The following is a 16,802-nucleotide window of genomic DNA, read 5'->3' on the forward strand; positions in this document are numbered from 1 at the left end:
TCGATGTGGATGTGATGGGCCGGCAGGCCGGCACGCGCCGGCTGCACGGCCGCGATGCGTTGCGGGTTCAGCCGCGCGCGGCGAACAGCGCGTTCACCGCCGCGCGATGTTCGGGCGTCGCGTGCGCGAACGCCTGGTACGACGCTGACAGGTCGAGCAACGTGTCGAGGCTCGTGTGGCGGCCTTCACGCAGCAGCCGCTTGGTCAGGCGCAACGCGGTGCCCGAGTGACGGGCGATGCGGCCGGCCAGTTCATGTGCGTGTGCCAGGAGGTCGCTGTCGGGCACGACGCGCGACACGAGCCCGCAGCGCAGTGCGGCTTGCGCGTCCAGCGCATCGCCCGTGAACGACATTTCCGCGGCGACGGCGGCGCCGACGATCTGCGGCAGGAACCATGCGCCGCCGTCGCCGGGCACGAGTCCGAGGGCGATGAAGCTCTCGGCGAAGCGTGCGCGGTCGGCAGCGATGCGGATGTCGCACATGCACGCGAGATCGGTGCCGGCGCCGATCGCCGGGCCGTTGACCGCCGCGATGGCCGGCACTTCGAGTTGCTGGAACGCCTGCGCAAGGCGCTGAATGCCGCGGCGGTAGCGGGTCCGGATCGCGGCAAGATCGTGCGGGTCCGATTCCATGAACGCGCGCATCGCCTTCACGTTGCCGCCCGACGAGAACGTCGTGCCGGCGCCGGTCAGGACCAGCACGCGGATCGATTCGTCGCGGTTCGCGTCGTCGCAGCATTCGGTCAGTGCGTCGATCGCATCGGTGTCCGAAATGGCGTTGCGGGTTTCGGGACGGTTCATCGTGACGGTCAGGATCGGGCCCTGCCGTTCACGGATCAGAAAGGCTGCCATGGTGTCTCCGTGTGTTCTGTGCCGCGGGACTTCACGCCGCGGGCCGAAGCCTAGTATCGTCACGACGGTTGGCGGCGGGAAATTCCGTTCCACGTATGTGGAAGGCCCGTCCCGGTAGCTGCGGAGAGGGCGGGATGAGCGGAAACGTGGTCAAGAGCGCGGCGCGCGTGTTCGAGGTGCTGGAACTCTTCAGCGCATTGCAGCGGCCGCTGAGCGTGCGCGAGATCGCCACGCGCTGCGGCTATCCGGGGTCGAGCGCGGCGGCGCTGCTGACCAGCATGAAGGCGCTCGGTTATCTCGCGTACGACGACGCGACCCATGCGTATGCGCCCACCGCCCGGCTCGTCAATCTCGGCGAAGCGCTGGTCGATTCGGCGGCCGGCAGCCGGCGGCACTGGCATGCCGTCGCGAAGCGGCTGGCGGTACGCACGCACGAGGCGGTCGTGATCGCGGTGCAGAGCGATCTGTACGTGCAGTACATCGATGCGGTCGAGGGCTCGCATACGATTCCGATCCAGTTTTATGCGCCGATCGGCACGCGTCGCGAGATGTGCATGTCGGGGCTCGGCTGGGCGCTGCTGAGCCTTCAGCCCGACAGCACGATCCGCCGGCTCGTGTCGCGCAGCATCCGCCGGATCGGGAAGTCGGGCAGGACGATCGACGAGGACGTCGTGCTCGACAAGGTCGAACAGACGCGCCGGCTCGGCTATTCCTATTCGGCGCACACGGTCACGCAGGGCGCCGCGATGATTTCGATGGTGATCGCGGACGGCTGGAACGGCCTGCCGCTGGCGATGGGGGTGGCCGGGCCCGTCGAGCGGATCGACGCGCGTCGCGACGCGATCGTGCGGGCGATGCGGGAGGCGCTGGATGCGCAGCGCCCGGATGCGGCGTCCGGCTAGCCGGACGAGGCCGGCGCGCGCAGGCATTCGCATAGAATCGGGAGGTTTCGCCGCTCCTGTTCCGGCTGTATTTCAGCGAGGTCGCCATGTCATTGAACGCGCCGCTTTCCGGCATCCACATCGTCGAATTCGAAGGTCTCGGCCCCGGCCCGCTCGCGGGCTGGATGCTCGCCGGGATGGGCGCACGCATCACGCTGATCGCGCGTCCGGCCGGCCGCACCAGCGCGCCGGACGCGTTGAAGGCCCGCGACGGTGACCTGCTGCGCGAAGGCAAGACGATCGTCGAACTCGACCTGAAGTCACCGGCCGGCCATGGCGCGGCGCTCGACCTGATCGCGCAGGCCGATGCGCTGATCGAGGGCTTGCGGCCCGGCGTGATGGAACGGCTCGGCCTCGGGCCCGACGATTGCGCGCGTCGCAACCCGAAGCTCGTGTACGGTCGGATGACCGGCTGGGGCCAGCACGGCCCGCTCGCGGCCGCGGCCGGGCACGACCTGAACTACGTCGCGCTGACGGGGCTGCTGTCGCTGTCCGCGCCGCGCGACGGCCGGCCGGGGCTGCCGCCGACCGTCGTCGGCGATGCGGGCGGCGCGCTCGGCCTCGCGTTCGGGATCGTCTGCGCGCTGTTCGACGTGCGCGGTGGCGGGCCGGGGCGCGTGGTCGACGGCGCGATCGTCGACATCGTGTCGATGCTCGGCTCGCTTGCGCTGTGGGCACGCGCGAACGGGCAGCTCGACGGCGCGCAGCCGAGCCTGTTCCACGATGCGCCGTTCTACGACGTATATCGCTGCGCGGATGGCGAATGCGTGACGATCGGCGCGCTCGAACCGCCGTTCTATGCGTTGCTGGTCGAACGGCTCGGGCTGACCGACGTCGATCCGGCGTCGCAGTACGACCGCGCGCGCTGGCCGGCGCTGAAGGCGCGTTTCGCCGACGTGTTTGCACAGCAGCCGTCCGCGCACTGGCGCGCGCTGCTCGAAGGCACCGACGCGTGTTTCGCGCCGCTGCTGAGCGTAGCCGACGCGGCCGCGCATCCGCACAACGTTGCACGCGGGATCTATCGAACTGACGAGAACGGGAACGTGCGGGCGCGCGTGGCGCCGCGGTTTTTGCCGCTGGTGGGGGATGAGGCAGATCCGGCGTAGTGTGCAAGTCGATCCGGCCTTGTGCTTGCAAAACCGAGCTTCGACGCAGTAACGGCGAATACCATTGGTGCTAATTTTGGTGCTAAATTTCGCATCAAATGGAGTACGATCGATGCCTTGTTGAAGAAGGAGTCGACATGCCTCACACCATTCTGGCCAGCGTGACCGCGAGCGTTTCGGAGCTGAAACGGGACCCGATGGGGACGGTCGCGGCAGGCGAGGGCTTTCCGGTCGCGATTCTGAATCACAACGAGCCTGTGTTCTATTGCATCCCGGCGAAGACGTGGGAAGCCATGGTCGAACGTCTGGAAGACATCGAAGACAATGCATTGGCCGATTCGCGCGCCAAGGAGAAGGTCGTCAAGGTCAAGCTGAATGACCTTTGAACTAGCCTTTCTCGAACCTGCATTGAGGGAGTGGAAGAAGCTCGATCGCACTGTTCGCGATCAATTCAAGACCAGGCTCGCCGAGCGACTCGAGAATCCTCGCACCCCATCGGCGAAGCTGAATGGCCACCCGGATCGCTACAAGATCAAGCTGCGCAGTGTCGGTTACCGACTTGTCTACGAAGTGCGCGATGCGGAAGTCGTCGTTCTCGTCGTCGCAGTCGGGCAGCGTGAGCGCGATGCCGTCTATCTTGCCGCGATGAAACGTTAGAGCAGGACGCGCTGTACATTTGCGCGGTCTTGCTGCCCTGCCGGGGGATTGGTTTCGAGTTCACGCACGTCGTTCGGCGTGCCGACAATCGCTTCAGGCCGTCTCTTCCGGCGTATCCGGCATCTTGCCGTCACCGACGCGGTTGATCGTGCCTTGTGCGATCGCAACGAGCCGCTCGTGATCGCCGTCGATGACGAACACATGACACTGGCAGGTTGCCTGGTGCCGGCCCGCATACACGAGCTTCGCACGCGCGACGAGCGTGCCGTTCACGGCCGGCCGCAGGTAGTTGATCTTGTATTCCGCCGTGATCACGCGCGGGCCGAGCACGAGCGCGCCGGCGAACGTCAGCGCGTTGTCGGCGAGATAGCTGATGACACCGCCGTGCACGAAACCGTGCTGCTGCCGCAGTTCGTCGCGCACGTGCAGACACAGCGACACTTCGTTGTCGCCGATATGCATCAGCTCCGTGCCCAGCAGCATGCTGAACGGTTGCGCGCGCAATGCGCCGCGCGCGTGATCCGTGATGTCGGTCATCGAACTTCCTTCGAAATGAGTGCCCGCTTGCGCTGAACTCTAGGAAGGGGGCTGCGGATAAGCAAGGAAATTCGTCCGCGTTTCCTGCGAATTCCGGCCCGATGCGACGCGATTATTGCGTCGAATACCGAAGATCTCCCGGTTTGCGGGCGATTCCGCGGGAATGCGTGGGCAACGCGAACTTTGCCGCCGTCCGTTCCTAAAGTCCGACGAAGAAATGCCGCTAATGCCGGGGCATTGCCTCATCGTCCGCTTTCCAGGAATCTCCCCCATGTTCGGAAAAATCAAGCTCGCGTCGGGTCTGCTCGGCGTGTTGACCGTGTTTTGTCTCTTCCTGTTCGCGATCGAGGCGCTCGGCTTCTGGGCGCTCACGTCGACGCGCGGCGGCGTCGACGATCTGTCGAACGTCGCGATCACGCAGGTCGGTGCGGCGAGCCAGGCAACCCAGCAGCTGCTCGACGCGCGCATCAACCTGTCGCGCGCCGGCACACGGATGGTGCGCGGCGGCCCGAAGCCGGACGACATCATCCGCCATGCCGGCGCTTCGCTCGCGGAAGCCGACAAGGCATTCGCCGCGCTGACGGCCGCGCAGCCGGTCGACGAAACCAACCGCGCGCGCGTCGCGGCGCTCACCGAGCGCTATCGCGCGCTGCGCGGCGCGCTGGGCGAACTCGTGCAGTTCCTCGACGCCGACAACATCCAGGCCTTCCTCGACCAGCCGACGCAGAGCATCCAGGACGCCTATATCGCCGAGCTGCACCGGTTCACCGACTATGGCGGCGCATCGAGCCGCACGGCGCTCGACACGATCGACGGCGGCATGCTCTGGTTCAAGTCGGTCGGCATCGTGCTGCTGGTGGCGATGCTCGTGGCGAGCGCGGCGATCTACGCGGCCGCGCGGCGCGCGGTCGTCGCGCCGCTGGAAGAAGCCGGCCGCCATTTCGAGCGGATCGCGCAGGGCCGGCTCGATGAAGTCGTGCGGGCAGGCGGTGTGTTCGAGATCGACCGGATGCTGCGCGGCCTCGCCACGATGCAGACGAGCATCGCGGGCACCGTGCGCACGGTGCGCCACGCGTCCGATGCGATCCACCTCGGCGCGGGCGAGATCGCGGGCGGCAACGCCGACCTGTCGGCACGTACCGGCACCCAGGCCGCGTCGCTCGAGGAAACGGCCGCGAGCATGGAGGAACTGACGGCAACCGTCCGGCAGAACACCGACAGTGCGCGCGCGGCGAGCGCGCTGGCCGACGCGGCGCTCGAGGCGACGAGCCACGGCGGCGGCGTGGTCGACAGCGTGATCGACCGGATGCGCGGCATCGCGCAGAGCTCGGGGCGGATCGCGGAGATCATCTCGGTGATCGACGGCATCGCGTTCCAGACCAACATCCTTGCGCTGAATGCGGCGGTCGAGGCCGCGCGGGCCGGCGAACAGGGGCGCGGCTTCGCGGTGGTCGCGGGCGAAGTGCGCTCGCTCGCGCAGCGCAGCGCGCAATCGGCGAAGGAGATCAAGGCGCTGATCGAGGATTCGGTCGCGCAAATCAACGGCGGCGCGGAGCTCGTCGAGCGCGCCGGCGACGCGATGCGGAAGGTGTCGTCGTCGATCACGCGGGTCGTGCAGACGATGTCGGAGATCACCGCGGCGTCGGTCGAGCAGAGCGTCGGGATCGAGCAGGTGAACCAGGCCGTCACGCAGATGGATCAGCTCACGCAGCAGAACGCGGCGCTGGTGGAGGAGGTCGCGGCGGCGGCCGCGTCGCTGAACGACCAGACCGCGCACCTGATGCAGGCGGTGTCGGTGTTCGAACTGGGCGACGGACGTGCCGCACGCGGCGAGCGTGCGGCGCCGTCGTTCGCCGGGACGGGTTACGAACCGGCCGGCAGCGCCGCGTAGGCGGTCGCGAGGTGGTAGGGCGTCGTCGACGGCATGTCGGCGCGCGACACCTGCCCGTCAGCCGTCTTGCACTCGAACCAGCCGCGCGGATGCAGGAAGCGCGCGGCGAAGCGTTCGATCTGCCGCGCGAGCGGCGCGGAGGCCGGCGTGCCGCCGTGCGTCGCGAGCGCGCGCAGGTATTCGGTCTGCGCCCAGATCCGCTGCGTGCCGTCGACGCACGCGCCCTGCGCGTCGAGCGCCGCGCAGACGCCGCCCGTCTGCGGATCGACGCCATATTGCTCCGCGAACATGAACGCGCGCGGCAGCGCGGCGGGGAGCCCGGTCTGCGCGAGCCGCGCGCCGGCCGCATCGACCAGATAGAACCACTCGAACTGATGGCCGGGCTCGAAACGGTTGTCTGCCGAGCCGAGCGGCAACTCGGCCACGCAGCCGGTCGCCGCGTCGACGAACGTGCGCTCGACGGCCTGCGCAGTGTGCGCGAGCGCATCGTCGAACGCCGCATCGCCGAATGCATCGGCAGCCGCGAGCCACGCTTCGGTCAGGTGCATCAACGGATTCTGCAGCGCCCCGCTGCCGGATGACGAGAAATCGGCATGGCGCGCCGCATCGAGCAGCGCGTCGCCGGGGCGCGGCGCGAAACGGTCCCGGATGAGCGCGGCGGTCTCCTCGGCCGCCTTGCGCGCGGCGGCGTCGCCCGACGCCGCATACCACGCGGCGCACGCGAACACGATGAATGCGTGCGTATAGAGATCCTTGCTCGTATCGAGCGGCGCGCCCTGCGCGTCGACGCTGTAGATCCAGCCGCCGTGGCGCGTGTCGCGAAAGCGCCGGTCCAGCGCGTCGAACAGCGTGGCCGCGTGCGCGGTGTCGCCGGCCTGCGCGAACACGAACAGTTGCCGTGCGCAGGCCATTGCGCGATAACGGGTCACGGGCAGCGGCGCGTGGGTGGCCGGATCGACGGCTTCGAACGGCAACTGCAATGTCTGGTCGAACCCTGAACCCCGCCAGATCGGCAAGACGACGTGCGCGAAATGGTGGCGCAGCTGGGCGGCCTGGGCGGAAGCGGAGTCGGAAACGGACATGACGGGGTTGAGCGCTGGGTTCGAAACGTGTCGGCGCGGCCCGGAGGATCGGCGCGGCCGGGGCCAAGGATAAAACATTCCGCGCGGCCGGCACCAAAAAAGGAGATAAATCGCATGCTGAGCAACCTGGAACTCGTGATGCGGCTCGTTCTCGCGGCGGCGCTCGGCAGCGTCATCGGCTTCGAGCGCGAGCGTCTGTCGTGGGCGGCCGGCCTGCGCACGCACATGCTCGTCTGTGTCGGTTCGACGCTGATCATGATCGTATCGGCGTTCGGGTTCGCCGACGTGCTCGGCAGCAGCGAGCACATCGTGCTCGATCCGTCGCGGATCGCCGCGCAGGTCGTGTCGGGCATCGGCTTCCTCGGCGCGGGCTCGATCCTGCTGCGCGGCGAGATCGTGCGCGGGCTGACGACCGCCGCGAGCCTGTGGTCGGTCGCCGCGATCGGCCTCGCGGTGGGCGGCGGGCTCTACGTCGCGTCGATTTCGGCGACGATCATCATCCTGATCATCCTGGCCGGCATCAAGCCGCTCGAGCGCCGCTATTTCACGGTGCGGCAGCGCCGCCAGCTCGCGTTGACGGTCGTGAGCGGCTCGCTGAACTTCGATTCGCTGCATGCGGCGCTCGGCCCCGACAGCGCGCGCGTGAAGCAGTTCATCGTGCAGCGTGCCGACGACACGGGCGAGCACGACGAGGTGCGCATCGCGCTCGCGCGGGTGTCGGAACTCGAATACCGGGCGATCTGCGACAAGCTGCGCGTGCTGAAGGGCGTGACGCGCTTTGAAGAGGGCAACGGGCTGTCGGGCGACGAATAGGCTGAATCGGCAACGGGGCATGCGACAATGGCCGACCACCGATTCCGTTCGACATCCGGTTCCGTGTTCGCGGGCCCCGCTATCCGATCTCCATGACCGAATCCGTTTCCTCGCCTCGTTCCCGTTCCAATCGTTCGTCGGCCCGTTCCCGTCAGCGCTCGGCTGCTGCCGCGGGGAGTACGTCCGCGAGGGCGACGGCACGGTCCGGCAGTGCGCCGGCCGGCGACGTGTCGCGGGACGAGCGAACGCTCGACCTGTTCGGCGATCCGGTGTTCGAGCCAGGCGAGCGCGCGCCGGTTGCGGCGCGCGACGAAACGGGTGCGCAGGCCGATGCAGCGGTCGATATCGCGGACGATGTGGCCTCCGGGCGGCAGGCTCCGCTGGTCGGGTTCGGCGCGCCGGAGAGGTCAGCCGCGGCGGGACAGGCGGAAGCCGTGGAAGGTGGGGAGGTTGCAGTCGTCGACGTCGTGCCAGCCTCTGGTGCTGTTGCGATGAAGGCGGTTGATGTTCCTCCGGCCGGTGGTATTGCAACGAAGGCGGTTGATATTCCCGTGGCCGATGGTATTGCAGCGAAGGCGGTTGATGTTCCTCCGGCCGGTGGTATTGCAACGAAGGCGGTTGATGTTCCTCCGGCCGGTGGTATTGCAACGAAGGCGGTTGATGTTCCTCCGGCCGGTGGTATTGCAACGAAGGCGGTTGATGTCCCGCCGGCCGGTGGTATTGCAGCGAAGGCGGTTGATGTTCCCGTGGCCGATGGTGTTGCAGCGAAGACGGGCGATATTCCCCTGGCCGATGGCGTTGCAGCGAAGACGGGCGATATTCCCCTGGCCGATGGCGTTGCAGCGAAGGTGGTCGATATTCCCGTGGCCGATGGCGTTGCAGCGAAGGCGGGCGATATTCCCGTGGCCGATGGTGTTGCAGCGAAGGCGGGCGATATTCCCGTGGCCGATGGCGTCGCAGCGAAGGCCGCCGATGTGCTTGCGGTCGACGCCGTCACGTTGGTGGCGACCAAGCTGCAAGCGGCCGATGGTGCAGCGGCGAAGGTGACCGAAACGCAAGCGACTGGCGGTGAAGTCGAGAAGGTGGGTGTCGCCGCCGTCGTCAAATCCCGCGAAGGGCGATCCTCCGGCGACGCCGTGAAGGAGCGTCGTGCGTCGTCGGGCGGCAAACGCCGGGCGGCTGCCGGGGCAAGCGGCGCGACACCGGAGCAATCTGCGCCGGTCGTGACGAGCGTCGACACGGCGCCAGAGCCGGCCGGGTCGAGTCCGGCACCGGACGCGGTGTCGACGGTCGAGCCGCAGACGTCGGCGCAGCCGGCCAAGCCGTCAATCGCCGCGAACACGGCGAACCCGGCGAACCCGGCGAACCTCGCGAAGGCCCCAGACGCCGTGCCGCGAGCCGACGCCACCGTATCCCCTGTCACGCAGCCAGTGACTTCCGCTGCATCCTTTGTCACGAAGCCGTCGGCGGAGCGCGCGCAACCGGCCGCGCCGGCCTTCGATCCGGATACGCATCTGCGCCCGCTGACCGACCGGCTCGCCGCGCTGCAGGGCGACGTGGACGGCCTGACGGGCGCGGCCGATCGCGAGATGCGCCGCGTCAACCGCCTGCTGCTGGCGTTGGCCGTCGTCGTGCTGGCCGGGCTCGTCGCGCTGGTGTTGCAGACGCGGCAGATCGCGCACCTGAAGCAGGACGTGGCGGCGAAGCAGCAGCGGATCGATCGCCTGGCAGCCGATCTGTCGACGCAGCAGGCAACGCTGATGACGCTCGAGGAGCATCACGAGGCGCTTCTGTCGCAAGTCGACCGGCTTCAGCGCAACGCGAATCGCGAGGCGGCCGTCGCGAAGCGCCCCCGCCGCACGCGTTAATCGATTCGACCCTATCCTGGAAGCCCGACGGAGCAAGGATCGCCGTTCTGCATCGGCGATCGGCCGTCGTGCGCATGCGGCAAACTGATGCGGTGCGCTGGCAGAGTTCAGGGAAAACCCTTAGAATAGAGTCCGTTTAAGGGAAAACCCTAGCTACATCTGTCAGGAGTCTCACATGAGCTTCATCCTCGCCCTGCTGCAAAAGATCGACGACCTGTTCGTGTCGCCCCACCTGCCGCTTGACGCCGAATACTCGTACGCTGCGCGTCGTGCCGAAGCCGAGCGCGTGCGCCGCGCGCACCTCGTGCCGATCGTCCTGTATCGTCGCTGATTCGCTGATTCGCTGATTCGCTGATTCGCTGATTCGCTGATTCGCTGATTCGCTTTCAGCGCGGCGCCCGCAGCACCGCGCCCGCCCGTTTTCCGCCGCCGCATCGCGCGCCGGCGCGACCGTCCCGCTACACTGGAAGTCCGAATCCGTTCACGGTGACCGGACCATGCTGCAGATGCGGCCGATGACGGCCAGCGAATTCCACGCGTACCGCACGCGAGCCATTGACGGCTACGCGCGCGATCTCGTCTCATCCGGACAAAATGCTGTCGAAGACGCGGCCAGCCGTGCGCGCGCCTGTTTCGACACGCTGCTTCCGGACGGCTTGCGTACCTCCGGCCAGATCCTCGTCGTGCTCGTCGACGGCGCCACCGGCGACGCGGTGGGTGACCTCTGGTACGCGATCGTGCCCGAAGGGCCGAACCGCACGCTGTTCATCTACGATCTCGACATCGATCCATCCCGTCGCCGTCAGGGCTGGGCCACGCGCACGCTCGAAGCACTCGATGCCGAGGCGCGCCGGTACGGCGTCACCGAGATCGGGCTGTCGGTGTTCAATCACAACGCTGCGGCCCGCGCGCTGTATCGTGCGTGCGGTTTCGCGCCGATCACGACGACCTTGATCAAGCCGGTCATTCAGGACTGAATCAGTTGGCCGGCGCTCGGCTGTCACTTGCGGTCAACCGGGTCCGCCGCCGACGACCTGCACCAGCCAGTCTCCCGATCTTCCCTGCTCGCCGAACGCCGAACGCCGAACGCCGAACGCGGAACGCCGAGCACCGAGCACCGAGCACCGAGCACCGAGTACCGAGTACCGAGTACCGAGTACCGAGCACCGAGCACCGAGCACCGAGCACCGAGCACCGAGCACCGAGCACCGAGCACCGAGCACCGAGCACCGAGCACCGAGCACCGAGCACCCAGCACCCAGCACCCAGCACCCAGCACCCAGCACCCAGCACCCAGCACCCAGCATCGACCGTCAAACACCGACGGCCGAATCGCCATCCGACCATTCGGCCGCCCTGCACGCGCGCCCCCCTCAGTGCGCGCGCCCTTTCCATCTCCGCAGCAGCAACGCGTTGGTCACGACGCTGACGCTGGAAAACGCCATCGCCGCGCCCGCGATCACCGGGTTCAGCAATCCGAGCGCCGCGAGGGGCACGCCGACCAGGTTGTAGACGAACGCCCAGAACAGGTTCTGCTGGATCTTCCGGTACGTGCGTCTGGAGATGTCGATCGCGTCGGCGACGAGCGCCGGGTCGCCACGCATCAGCGTGATGCCGGCCGTGTGCATCGCGACGTCCGTGCCGGTCGCCATCGCGATGCCGACATCGGCCGCGGCAAGCGCGGGCGCATCGTTGATGCCATCGCCGACCATCGCGACGATCCCGCCGTGCGTGCGCTTCAGCTCGGCGACGACACGCGCCTTGTCGTCGGGCAGCACCTGCGCATGCACCTCGCCGATGCCGAGCGACGCCGCGACGGCCGCCGCGCTGCCGCGGTTGTCGCCTGTCACGAGCACGCTCGCGATGCCGCGCGCCGACAGTGCCGCGATCGCGTCGCGGGCGCCCGGCTTCACGGTGTCGCCGAAGGCGATCAGCGCGAGCAACGTGCGCGGCGCATCGGCGCGCATCAGCCACGAGATCGTGTTGCCCGCGCGTTCGAGCTCCGCCGCGCGGGCGTCGAGCGCGGGCGGTACCGCGATGCCGAGCTCGTCGCGCCAGCGTGTGCTGCCAAGCGCGAGCAATTGCCCGCCGACCCGCGCTTCCACACCGCGTCCGGCCACCGCGCGCGCATCGGCCGCGACTGCCGACGGCACCGCACTGCCGCGCGCGGCAACGTCGGCGTCGTGCGCCGCGACCACGGCGCGCGCGAGCGGATGGTCGCTCTGACGCTGCACCGCCGCCGCGAGCGCGAGCGCTTCGTCATGCGGCACGCCGACGGCTTCGAACGCCGTCACGGACGGCTTGCCTTCGGTCAGCGTGCCGGTCTTGTCGAACGCGATCACGGTGGTGCGCTGCGCGAGTTCGAGCGCCTGCGCATCCTTGATCAGTACGCCGTGCCGGGCCGCGACGCCCGTGCCGGCCATGATCGCGGCGGGCGTCGCGAGGCCGAGCGCGCACGGGCATGCGATGACGAGCACCGCGACCGCGTTGAGGATCGCGGTTTCCGTCCCGGCGCCGGCGATCAGCCAGCCGACCAGCGTCAGCACGGCGATGCCGAGGATGGCCGGCACGAACACCTCGCTCACGCGATCGACGAGCCGCTGGATCGGCGCCTTCTCGGCCTGCGCGGATTCGACGAGGCGGATGATGCGCGCCAGCGTCGTCTCCGCGCCGATCGCGGTGGTTTCGACGACGAGCGCGCCTTCGCCGTTGATCGAGCCGGCCGTGACGGGGTCGCCGTCGTCCTTCGGCACCGGCAGGCTCTCGCCGGTGATCAGCGATTCGTCGATGTGCGAGCGGCCCGACACGATCCGGCCGTCGACGGGCACGCGCTCGCCGGGACGGATGCCGACGCGGGTGCCGACGCGCACCTGCGCCAGCGGCACGTCGCGCTCGACGCCGTGCTCGACGACGCGGGCCCGGTCGGGACGCAACGCGTTCAGCGCGCGGATCGCGTCGGTGGTCTGGCGTTTCGCGCGCGATTCGAGCCACTTGCCGAAGCGCACCAGCGTGACGATGACGGCCGACGCCTCGAAATACAGGTGGCCGGGATCGGTGGGGTTGCGCAGCAGCATCCACAGGCTCAGCCCGTACGCGGCCGACGTGCCGAGCGCGACGAGCAGGTCCATGTTGCCGGTGCGCGCCTTCACCGCATGCCAGGCCGCGCGATAGAAGCGGGCGCCGAAGCCGAACTGGACGATCGATGCGAGCACGAGCTGTTGCCAGCCGTTCGGCATCAGGTGGATGCCGAACGGCTCGACGAGCATCGGCGCGACAAGCGGCGCGCTCAGCACCGCAGACCAGATCACCAGATCGCGTTCGCGAATCGCTTCAAGGCGCTTGCGCGCATCGGGATCCTGCGCGGCGCTGGCCGGTTGCGCGTCAGCGCCGCCCGTGGTGCCGGCTGACGACGCGGCGGTGAGCGACGCGCGGTAGCCGGCGGTGGTGACGGCCGCGATCAGCGTGGCGGCGTCGAGGGCGCCTGCGCCGTGCACCGATGCGCGCTCGGTCGCAAGATTGACTGAAACGTGTGCGACGCCCGGCACGGCGGCCAGCGCCTTTTCGACGCGGCCGACGCAGGACGCGCAGGTCATGCCGTCGATGTCGAATTCGAGATCGGCGGGGGCGGTTGACGCTGCTGGCGGGATGGCCGCGCCCGCAACCGGCGTCGCGCCGTAGCCGGCTTGTTTCACGGCTTCGGCGAGCCGGGCGGCGGTAATGTCGGGCGCGGCGTCTACGGTAGCCCGTTCGGTCGCGAGATTGACCGACGCGCGCGTGACGCCCGGCACCTTCGCCAGCGCTTTCTCGACGCGCGAAACGCAGGACGCGCAGGTCATCCCGTCGATATCGAGTTCGATGGGGGCGGGCGCAGCAGGCGAGGAAGGTGCGAACGCGGTGAAGCGTGCATCCGTTACGGTCGGCGTCGCGCCGTAGCCGGCCTGTTTCACGGTTTCCACCAGTTGTGCGGCGGAAACGCCGGCCGTGACATCGACGGTAGCCCGTTCGGTCGCGAGATTGACCGATGCGCGCGTGACGCCCGGCACCTTCGCCAGCGCCTTTTCGACGCGCGACACGCACGACGCGCAGGTCATCCCGTCGATATCGAGTTCGACGGTGCGGTTGGCCGGAAGCGGGTGGCCGGCAGTCGAAGCGGCTGCGGCCATCGGCGTGGGCGATGCGTCGACGGGATGCGCATGCGCAGCCGCGGCGACTTCGAGCACCGGTGCGCGCACGGCGGCGCGGTAGCCGGCTGCGCCGACCGCCTCGACGAGTTGTGCGGCGTCGACCGCTTCCTGCGCAGTCACCGTCGCCGCGTGCGCGTCGAGGTCGACCGCCGCGTCGACGACGCCCGGCACCGCGGCCAGCGCCCGTTGCACACGGCCTGTGCAGCCGCCGCAATGCATCCCGTCGACGCTCAGCTCGATCGTGTGCAGCGCTGCGGAGGCAAGTGATTCAGTCATGTCGGATTCCCTGAATGCGCGGCTCATGCCGCGAATGGATCCAGTATCAACATTCCCATAATGGGAAGGTCAAGCGGTGGCAGCGCATGCCGATACACACAGGTTGTCACAACGCGGAAAAAACAATCGCCCGGATGTCAGACCGACATCCGGGCGGGTCGTGCCGTTGCGCTCGACTGCGCGATCAGGCGCAGAGCTTTGCGCTCGCGAGACGATTCAGGCTGACGCCCTGCTCGGCGGCCTGGATCACCAGCGCGCGGTGTGCCTGCGGCGGGATGCGAACCTTGAATTCACCGCTGTAGGTGCGGTCGGCGATCGGCTCGGGCACCTTTTCTCCGTTTGCGGCCATGTCGCGAATGACATCGGCGACGAGCCGGCGAATACCGGCCAGCGCACCTTCCGGCGTTGCGTCGAGCCACGAAAGAGACGGGAACTCCGCGCACAGGCCAACGTGCTCCCCGTCCTCCGGGGACCACGTTACGCGGTACGTAAAGTGGTCTTGAGTCATGATTTCTGTTCCTTCAGTCGATCGATCGCGTCGAGGACCTGTCGCACCTGATAGGCCTTTGCTTTCCCGCGATCATTCTGGATATTCGCGCGAGGATCGCCTTGCCACGGTGTCTTGAAAATGGCATGGCTCGAACCGGATTGGCGGGCCGCTCCGAAATGCACCTCGCATACCTTGTACAGGTCGTTGAATCGCACGTTCGCGGGCTCGCGCCTCATGAGTTCGAGGACCTTCCATACGCTAGCCCTATCGAATGGTGTCATTAGTGACACCATTCGTCAATCGACCAACCGGCCCCTGCGTTCGAGATTGTTTCGGCTTGAGCGTGTGTCGCCCGGGCATCTCTGATTTTGTTGCGAATCACCAGAACTATTTCGAATCTGTCGACAATTCACTACCGTTTGGTCGGCTATTCGGCATATTAGGGGATGCCCGTAGGCGCTATGATACCGGCCTGACATCAGCGCCCGCCGTTATGGACCGTAGCAAAACGGTTATCCGGGCAGGCTGGGGTGCCTTGATTTCGCCATTCGCGCGTCGCACAAGGCGTTAACTGAAAAGAACGATATTCGGCCAGTAATCGATGATTGAAAACCAGCAGGAATCAGTTGCCCTACGGCGCGTGTGCGCGTCGCTGGCCATGGCGGCGTTGCTAGCGGGGTGTGCATCGCAACCGGACGCAATCCAGCGGAAAACCGGCTGGATGCGCGCGGAAGTCGCCGACTCCTATGTATACGCGTATCCGCTCGTGCTGATGGACGTCGCGAAGGAGGCGGCGACGGGCGGTGACGGTGCGCAACCGGGGCAGGCGCCGCTCAACACGCTGCGTCACGCGCAGGCGCTGCCGCCCATCGGCGCGGTCAATCCGCCGCTGCCGGGCGTCGACACGCTGGACTCGACCGGCTGGCTCGACGTCGCCGCCGAACCGGTGATCGTCACGCTGCCCGATACACGCGGCCGCTACTGGGACGCACGCGCGCTCGACATGTGGACGAACGTGCTGTGGTCGTCGTCGAGCGTGGCCACACGCGGCGCACGCGGCGGCGCGCGATCGCAAACGATTGCCTTCGTCGCGAAGGACTGGCAGGGCACGCTGCCGAAGGGCGCGGTCCGGATCGACGTCCCGTCGGCCAACGCGTGGCTCGAAGTCCGGCTGCAGACGAGCGGCGGGCGCGACCTGACGAACGTGAAGAAACTGCAGCGCGCGATCCGTGTGGTGCCGCTGTCCGTCTACACGGGCGCGGCGCGCGGCGCGTCGGTCGCGGTCCATGCGGGCAGCGCGCCGTCCGAGGCGGTAAGCGGCGGCACGCCGGCCGAGCAGGTGGCCGCACTCGACCCGAAGGCGTTCTTCGCGCGCTTCGCGCAGGCGCTGCAGGACAACCCGGCGCCGGCCGACGACGCGCACGCGCAGGCGTTGCTCGGCGACATCGGTGTGTCGGCCGGCTATCCGGTGCTGTGGACGGGCGACCGCCTCGCGGCCGCGACGGCCGGCGTCGCCGAGGCGCGCGCGCGGCTCGCGACACCGCCGTCGAACCTGCTGAACGCGAACGGCTGGAGCTGGATCGGCGATACGGCCGGCAAGTACGGTCAGGACTACACGCTGCGTGCGTACGCGGCCTACACGCAATTCGGCACCGCGACGCGCGACGACGAAACGCTCGCGGTCGTGCGTGTCGACAGCGACGGCCATCCGCTGAACGGTGCGAACCGCTACGTGCTGCATTTCGCGCCGGGCGCGCTGCCGCCGGTTCGTGCGTTCTGGACGCTTACGCCCTATACGACGAACGGCGCGCTGCCCGACGTCGGGTCGGCGCGCCGCTCGCTCGGCGATCGCGACCGGCTGCGCCGCAACCACGACGGCTCGATCGACGTCGTCGTGTCGGCGTCGCCGGGCGGCACGCATGCGGGCAACTGGCTGCCGGCGCCGCGCGCCGATTTCGCACTCGCGTTGCGCCTGTACGCACCGAAGCCGCAGGCGAGCGACGGATCGTGGATGCCGCCCGTCGTCGTCCGGAAATGAACGGATGACCGGCGGCGTTGTCCGACCGGCGGGCGCGACGGCGCCCGAATCCCGTACCGTCACCTCCTG

General features: G+C 68.3%; 16 protein-coding genes. 10 read left to right on the forward strand and 6 right to left on the reverse strand.

Annotated elements, in window-relative coordinates:
- Window positions 1-67: 67 nt before the first annotated feature.
- Window positions 68-850, reverse strand: a complete 783-nt coding sequence (locus HAV18_RS13035; RefSeq protein WP_166956140.1) for a crotonase/enoyl-CoA hydratase family protein — start codon at window positions 848-850, stop codon at window positions 68-70.
- A 134-nt stretch (window positions 851-984) separates the two neighbouring features.
- Between HAV18_RS13035 and HAV18_RS13040 the strand changes: the two genes are divergently transcribed.
- The 4 genes from HAV18_RS13040 to HAV18_RS13055 all read left to right on the forward strand — a co-directional run bounded on the left by HAV18_RS13040 (window position 985) and on the right by HAV18_RS13055 (window position 3,554).
- A complete protein-coding gene (locus HAV18_RS13040) occupies window positions 985-1,752 on the forward strand; it encodes an IclR family transcriptional regulator (protein WP_166956143.1) in 768 nt (255 codons plus the stop codon).
- Window positions 1,753-1,838: 86 nt separating this feature from the next.
- On the forward strand, window positions 1,839-2,897 hold the full coding sequence (locus tag HAV18_RS13045; protein WP_166956145.1) for a CaiB/BaiF CoA-transferase family protein: 1,059 nt from the start codon (window positions 1,839-1,841) through the stop codon (window positions 2,895-2,897).
- 137 nt (window positions 2,898-3,034) lie between these two features.
- Window positions 3,035-3,283, forward strand: coding sequence for a type II toxin-antitoxin system Phd/YefM family antitoxin (locus HAV18_RS13050; RefSeq protein ID WP_166956148.1), 249 nt, complete (start codon window positions 3,035-3,037; stop codon window positions 3,281-3,283).
- Entirely contained in the window at window positions 3,273-3,554 is a 282-nt protein-coding gene (locus tag HAV18_RS13055; protein ID WP_166956151.1) for a type II toxin-antitoxin system RelE/ParE family toxin, read from the forward strand. The genes HAV18_RS13050 and HAV18_RS13055 overlap by 11 nt, the downstream gene beginning before the upstream one ends.
- A gap of 93 nt (window positions 3,555-3,647) precedes the next feature.
- Here the strand turns inward: HAV18_RS13055 and HAV18_RS13060 are convergent, their stop codons facing one another.
- Window positions 3,648-4,091, reverse strand: a complete 444-nt coding sequence (locus HAV18_RS13060) for a PaaI family thioesterase (protein ID WP_034181638.1) — start codon at window positions 4,089-4,091, stop codon at window positions 3,648-3,650.
- A gap of 271 nt (window positions 4,092-4,362) precedes the next feature.
- Between HAV18_RS13060 and HAV18_RS13065 the strand changes: the two genes are divergently transcribed.
- Window positions 4,363-5,982 (forward strand): methyl-accepting chemotaxis protein, encoded by a 1,620-nt coding sequence (locus HAV18_RS13065; RefSeq protein ID WP_166956153.1) that lies wholly within the window; start codon window positions 4,363-4,365, stop codon window positions 5,980-5,982.
- Here HAV18_RS13065 and HAV18_RS13070 read toward each other — a convergent pair.
- Complete coding sequence (locus tag HAV18_RS13070) at window positions 5,955-7,064, reverse strand: AGE family epimerase/isomerase (RefSeq protein WP_166956156.1); 1,110 nt, start codon at window positions 7,062-7,064, stop codon at window positions 5,955-5,957. The two genes, HAV18_RS13065 and HAV18_RS13070, sit on opposite strands and share 28 nt — an antisense overlap.
- A 114-nt stretch (window positions 7,065-7,178) precedes the next feature.
- Between HAV18_RS13070 and HAV18_RS13075 the strand changes: the two genes are divergently transcribed.
- The 4 genes from HAV18_RS13075 (at window position 7,179) to HAV18_RS13090 (ending at window position 10,722) form a co-directional block, all read left to right on the forward strand.
- Complete coding sequence (locus HAV18_RS13075; RefSeq protein WP_166956158.1) at window positions 7,179-7,877, forward strand: MgtC/SapB family protein; 699 nt, start codon at window positions 7,179-7,181, stop codon at window positions 7,875-7,877.
- Between the two features lie 92 nt (window positions 7,878-7,969).
- Complete coding sequence (locus HAV18_RS39895; protein ID WP_243771616.1) at window positions 7,970-9,745, forward strand: flagellar hook-length control protein FliK; 1,776 nt, start codon at window positions 7,970-7,972, stop codon at window positions 9,743-9,745.
- A gap of 175 nt (window positions 9,746-9,920) precedes the next feature.
- Window positions 9,921-10,076 (forward strand): hypothetical protein, encoded by a 156-nt coding sequence (locus HAV18_RS13085; RefSeq protein ID WP_006481665.1) that lies wholly within the window; start codon window positions 9,921-9,923, stop codon window positions 10,074-10,076.
- Window positions 10,077-10,242: 166 nt separating this feature from the next.
- Window positions 10,243-10,722 carry a GNAT family N-acetyltransferase gene (locus HAV18_RS13090; protein ID WP_166956160.1) on the forward strand — a complete coding sequence of 160 codons (480 nt, stop codon included), beginning with the start codon at window positions 10,243-10,245 and terminating at the stop codon, window positions 10,720-10,722.
- Window positions 10,723-11,118: 396 nt separating this feature from the next.
- Here HAV18_RS13090 and HAV18_RS13095 read toward each other — a convergent pair whose 3' ends face one another.
- From HAV18_RS13095 to HAV18_RS13105, 3 genes are all read right to left on the reverse strand, one after another.
- Window positions 11,119-14,205 (reverse strand): heavy metal translocating P-type ATPase, encoded by a 3,087-nt coding sequence (locus HAV18_RS13095; protein WP_166956163.1) that lies wholly within the window; start codon window positions 14,203-14,205, stop codon window positions 11,119-11,121.
- Between the two features lie 184 nt (window positions 14,206-14,389).
- On the reverse strand, window positions 14,390-14,713 hold the full coding sequence (locus HAV18_RS13100) for a type II toxin-antitoxin system HicB family antitoxin (protein ID WP_166956166.1): 324 nt from the start codon (window positions 14,711-14,713) through the stop codon (window positions 14,390-14,392).
- Window positions 14,710-14,910, reverse strand: a complete 201-nt coding sequence (locus HAV18_RS13105; RefSeq protein ID WP_347814752.1) for a toxin HicA — start codon at window positions 14,908-14,910, stop codon at window positions 14,710-14,712. The genes HAV18_RS13100 and HAV18_RS13105 overlap by 4 nt, the downstream gene beginning before the upstream one ends.
- 386 nt (window positions 14,911-15,296) lie before the next feature.
- On the opposite strand from HAV18_RS13105, the gene HAV18_RS13110 reads away from it, so the two are divergent.
- On the forward strand, window positions 15,297-16,733 hold the full coding sequence (locus HAV18_RS13110) for a DUF1254 domain-containing protein (RefSeq protein ID WP_166956172.1): 1,437 nt from the start codon (window positions 15,297-15,299) through the stop codon (window positions 16,731-16,733).
- Window positions 16,734-16,802: the final 69 nt, after the last annotated feature.

It is taken from the genome of Burkholderia sp. D-99 (assembly GCF_011605345.1).
Taxonomy (GTDB): Bacteria; Pseudomonadota; Gammaproteobacteria; order Burkholderiales; family Burkholderiaceae; genus Burkholderia.

Coding starts and splice junctions, on each gene's coding strand:
- HAV18_RS13035 (WP_166956140.1), bottom strand. CDS start 850: ATGGCAGCCTTTCTGATCCGTGAACGGCAGGGCCCGATCCTGACCGTC.
- HAV18_RS13040 (WP_166956143.1), top strand. CDS start 985: ATGAGCGGAAACGTGGTCAAGAGCGCGGCGCGCGTGTTCGAGGTGCTG.
- HAV18_RS13045 (WP_166956145.1), top strand. CDS start 1,839: ATGTCATTGAACGCGCCGCTTTCCGGCATCCACATCGTCGAATTCGAA.
- HAV18_RS13050 (WP_166956148.1), top strand. CDS start 3,035: ATGCCTCACACCATTCTGGCCAGCGTGACCGCGAGCGTTTCGGAGCTG.
- HAV18_RS13055 (WP_166956151.1), top strand. CDS start 3,273: ATGACCTTTGAACTAGCCTTTCTCGAACCTGCATTGAGGGAGTGGAAG.
- HAV18_RS13060 (WP_034181638.1), bottom strand. CDS start 4,091: ATGACCGACATCACGGATCACGCGCGCGGCGCATTGCGCGCGCAACCG.
- HAV18_RS13065 (WP_166956153.1), top strand. CDS start 4,363: ATGTTCGGAAAAATCAAGCTCGCGTCGGGTCTGCTCGGCGTGTTGACC.
- HAV18_RS13070 (WP_166956156.1), bottom strand. CDS start 7,064: ATGTCCGTTTCCGACTCCGCTTCCGCCCAGGCCGCCCAGCTGCGCCAC.
- HAV18_RS13075 (WP_166956158.1), top strand. CDS start 7,179: ATGCTGAGCAACCTGGAACTCGTGATGCGGCTCGTTCTCGCGGCGGCG.
- HAV18_RS39895 (WP_243771616.1), top strand. CDS start 7,970: ATGACCGAATCCGTTTCCTCGCCTCGTTCCCGTTCCAATCGTTCGTCG.
- HAV18_RS13085 (WP_006481665.1), top strand. CDS start 9,921: ATGAGCTTCATCCTCGCCCTGCTGCAAAAGATCGACGACCTGTTCGTG.
- HAV18_RS13090 (WP_166956160.1), top strand. CDS start 10,243: ATGCTGCAGATGCGGCCGATGACGGCCAGCGAATTCCACGCGTACCGC.
- HAV18_RS13095 (WP_166956163.1), bottom strand. CDS start 14,205: ATGACTGAATCACTTGCCTCCGCAGCGCTGCACACGATCGAGCTGAGC.
- HAV18_RS13100 (WP_166956166.1), bottom strand. CDS start 14,713: ATGACTCAAGACCACTTTACGTACCGCGTAACGTGGTCCCCGGAGGAC.
- HAV18_RS13110 (WP_166956172.1), top strand. CDS start 15,297: ATGATTGAAAACCAGCAGGAATCAGTTGCCCTACGGCGCGTGTGCGCG.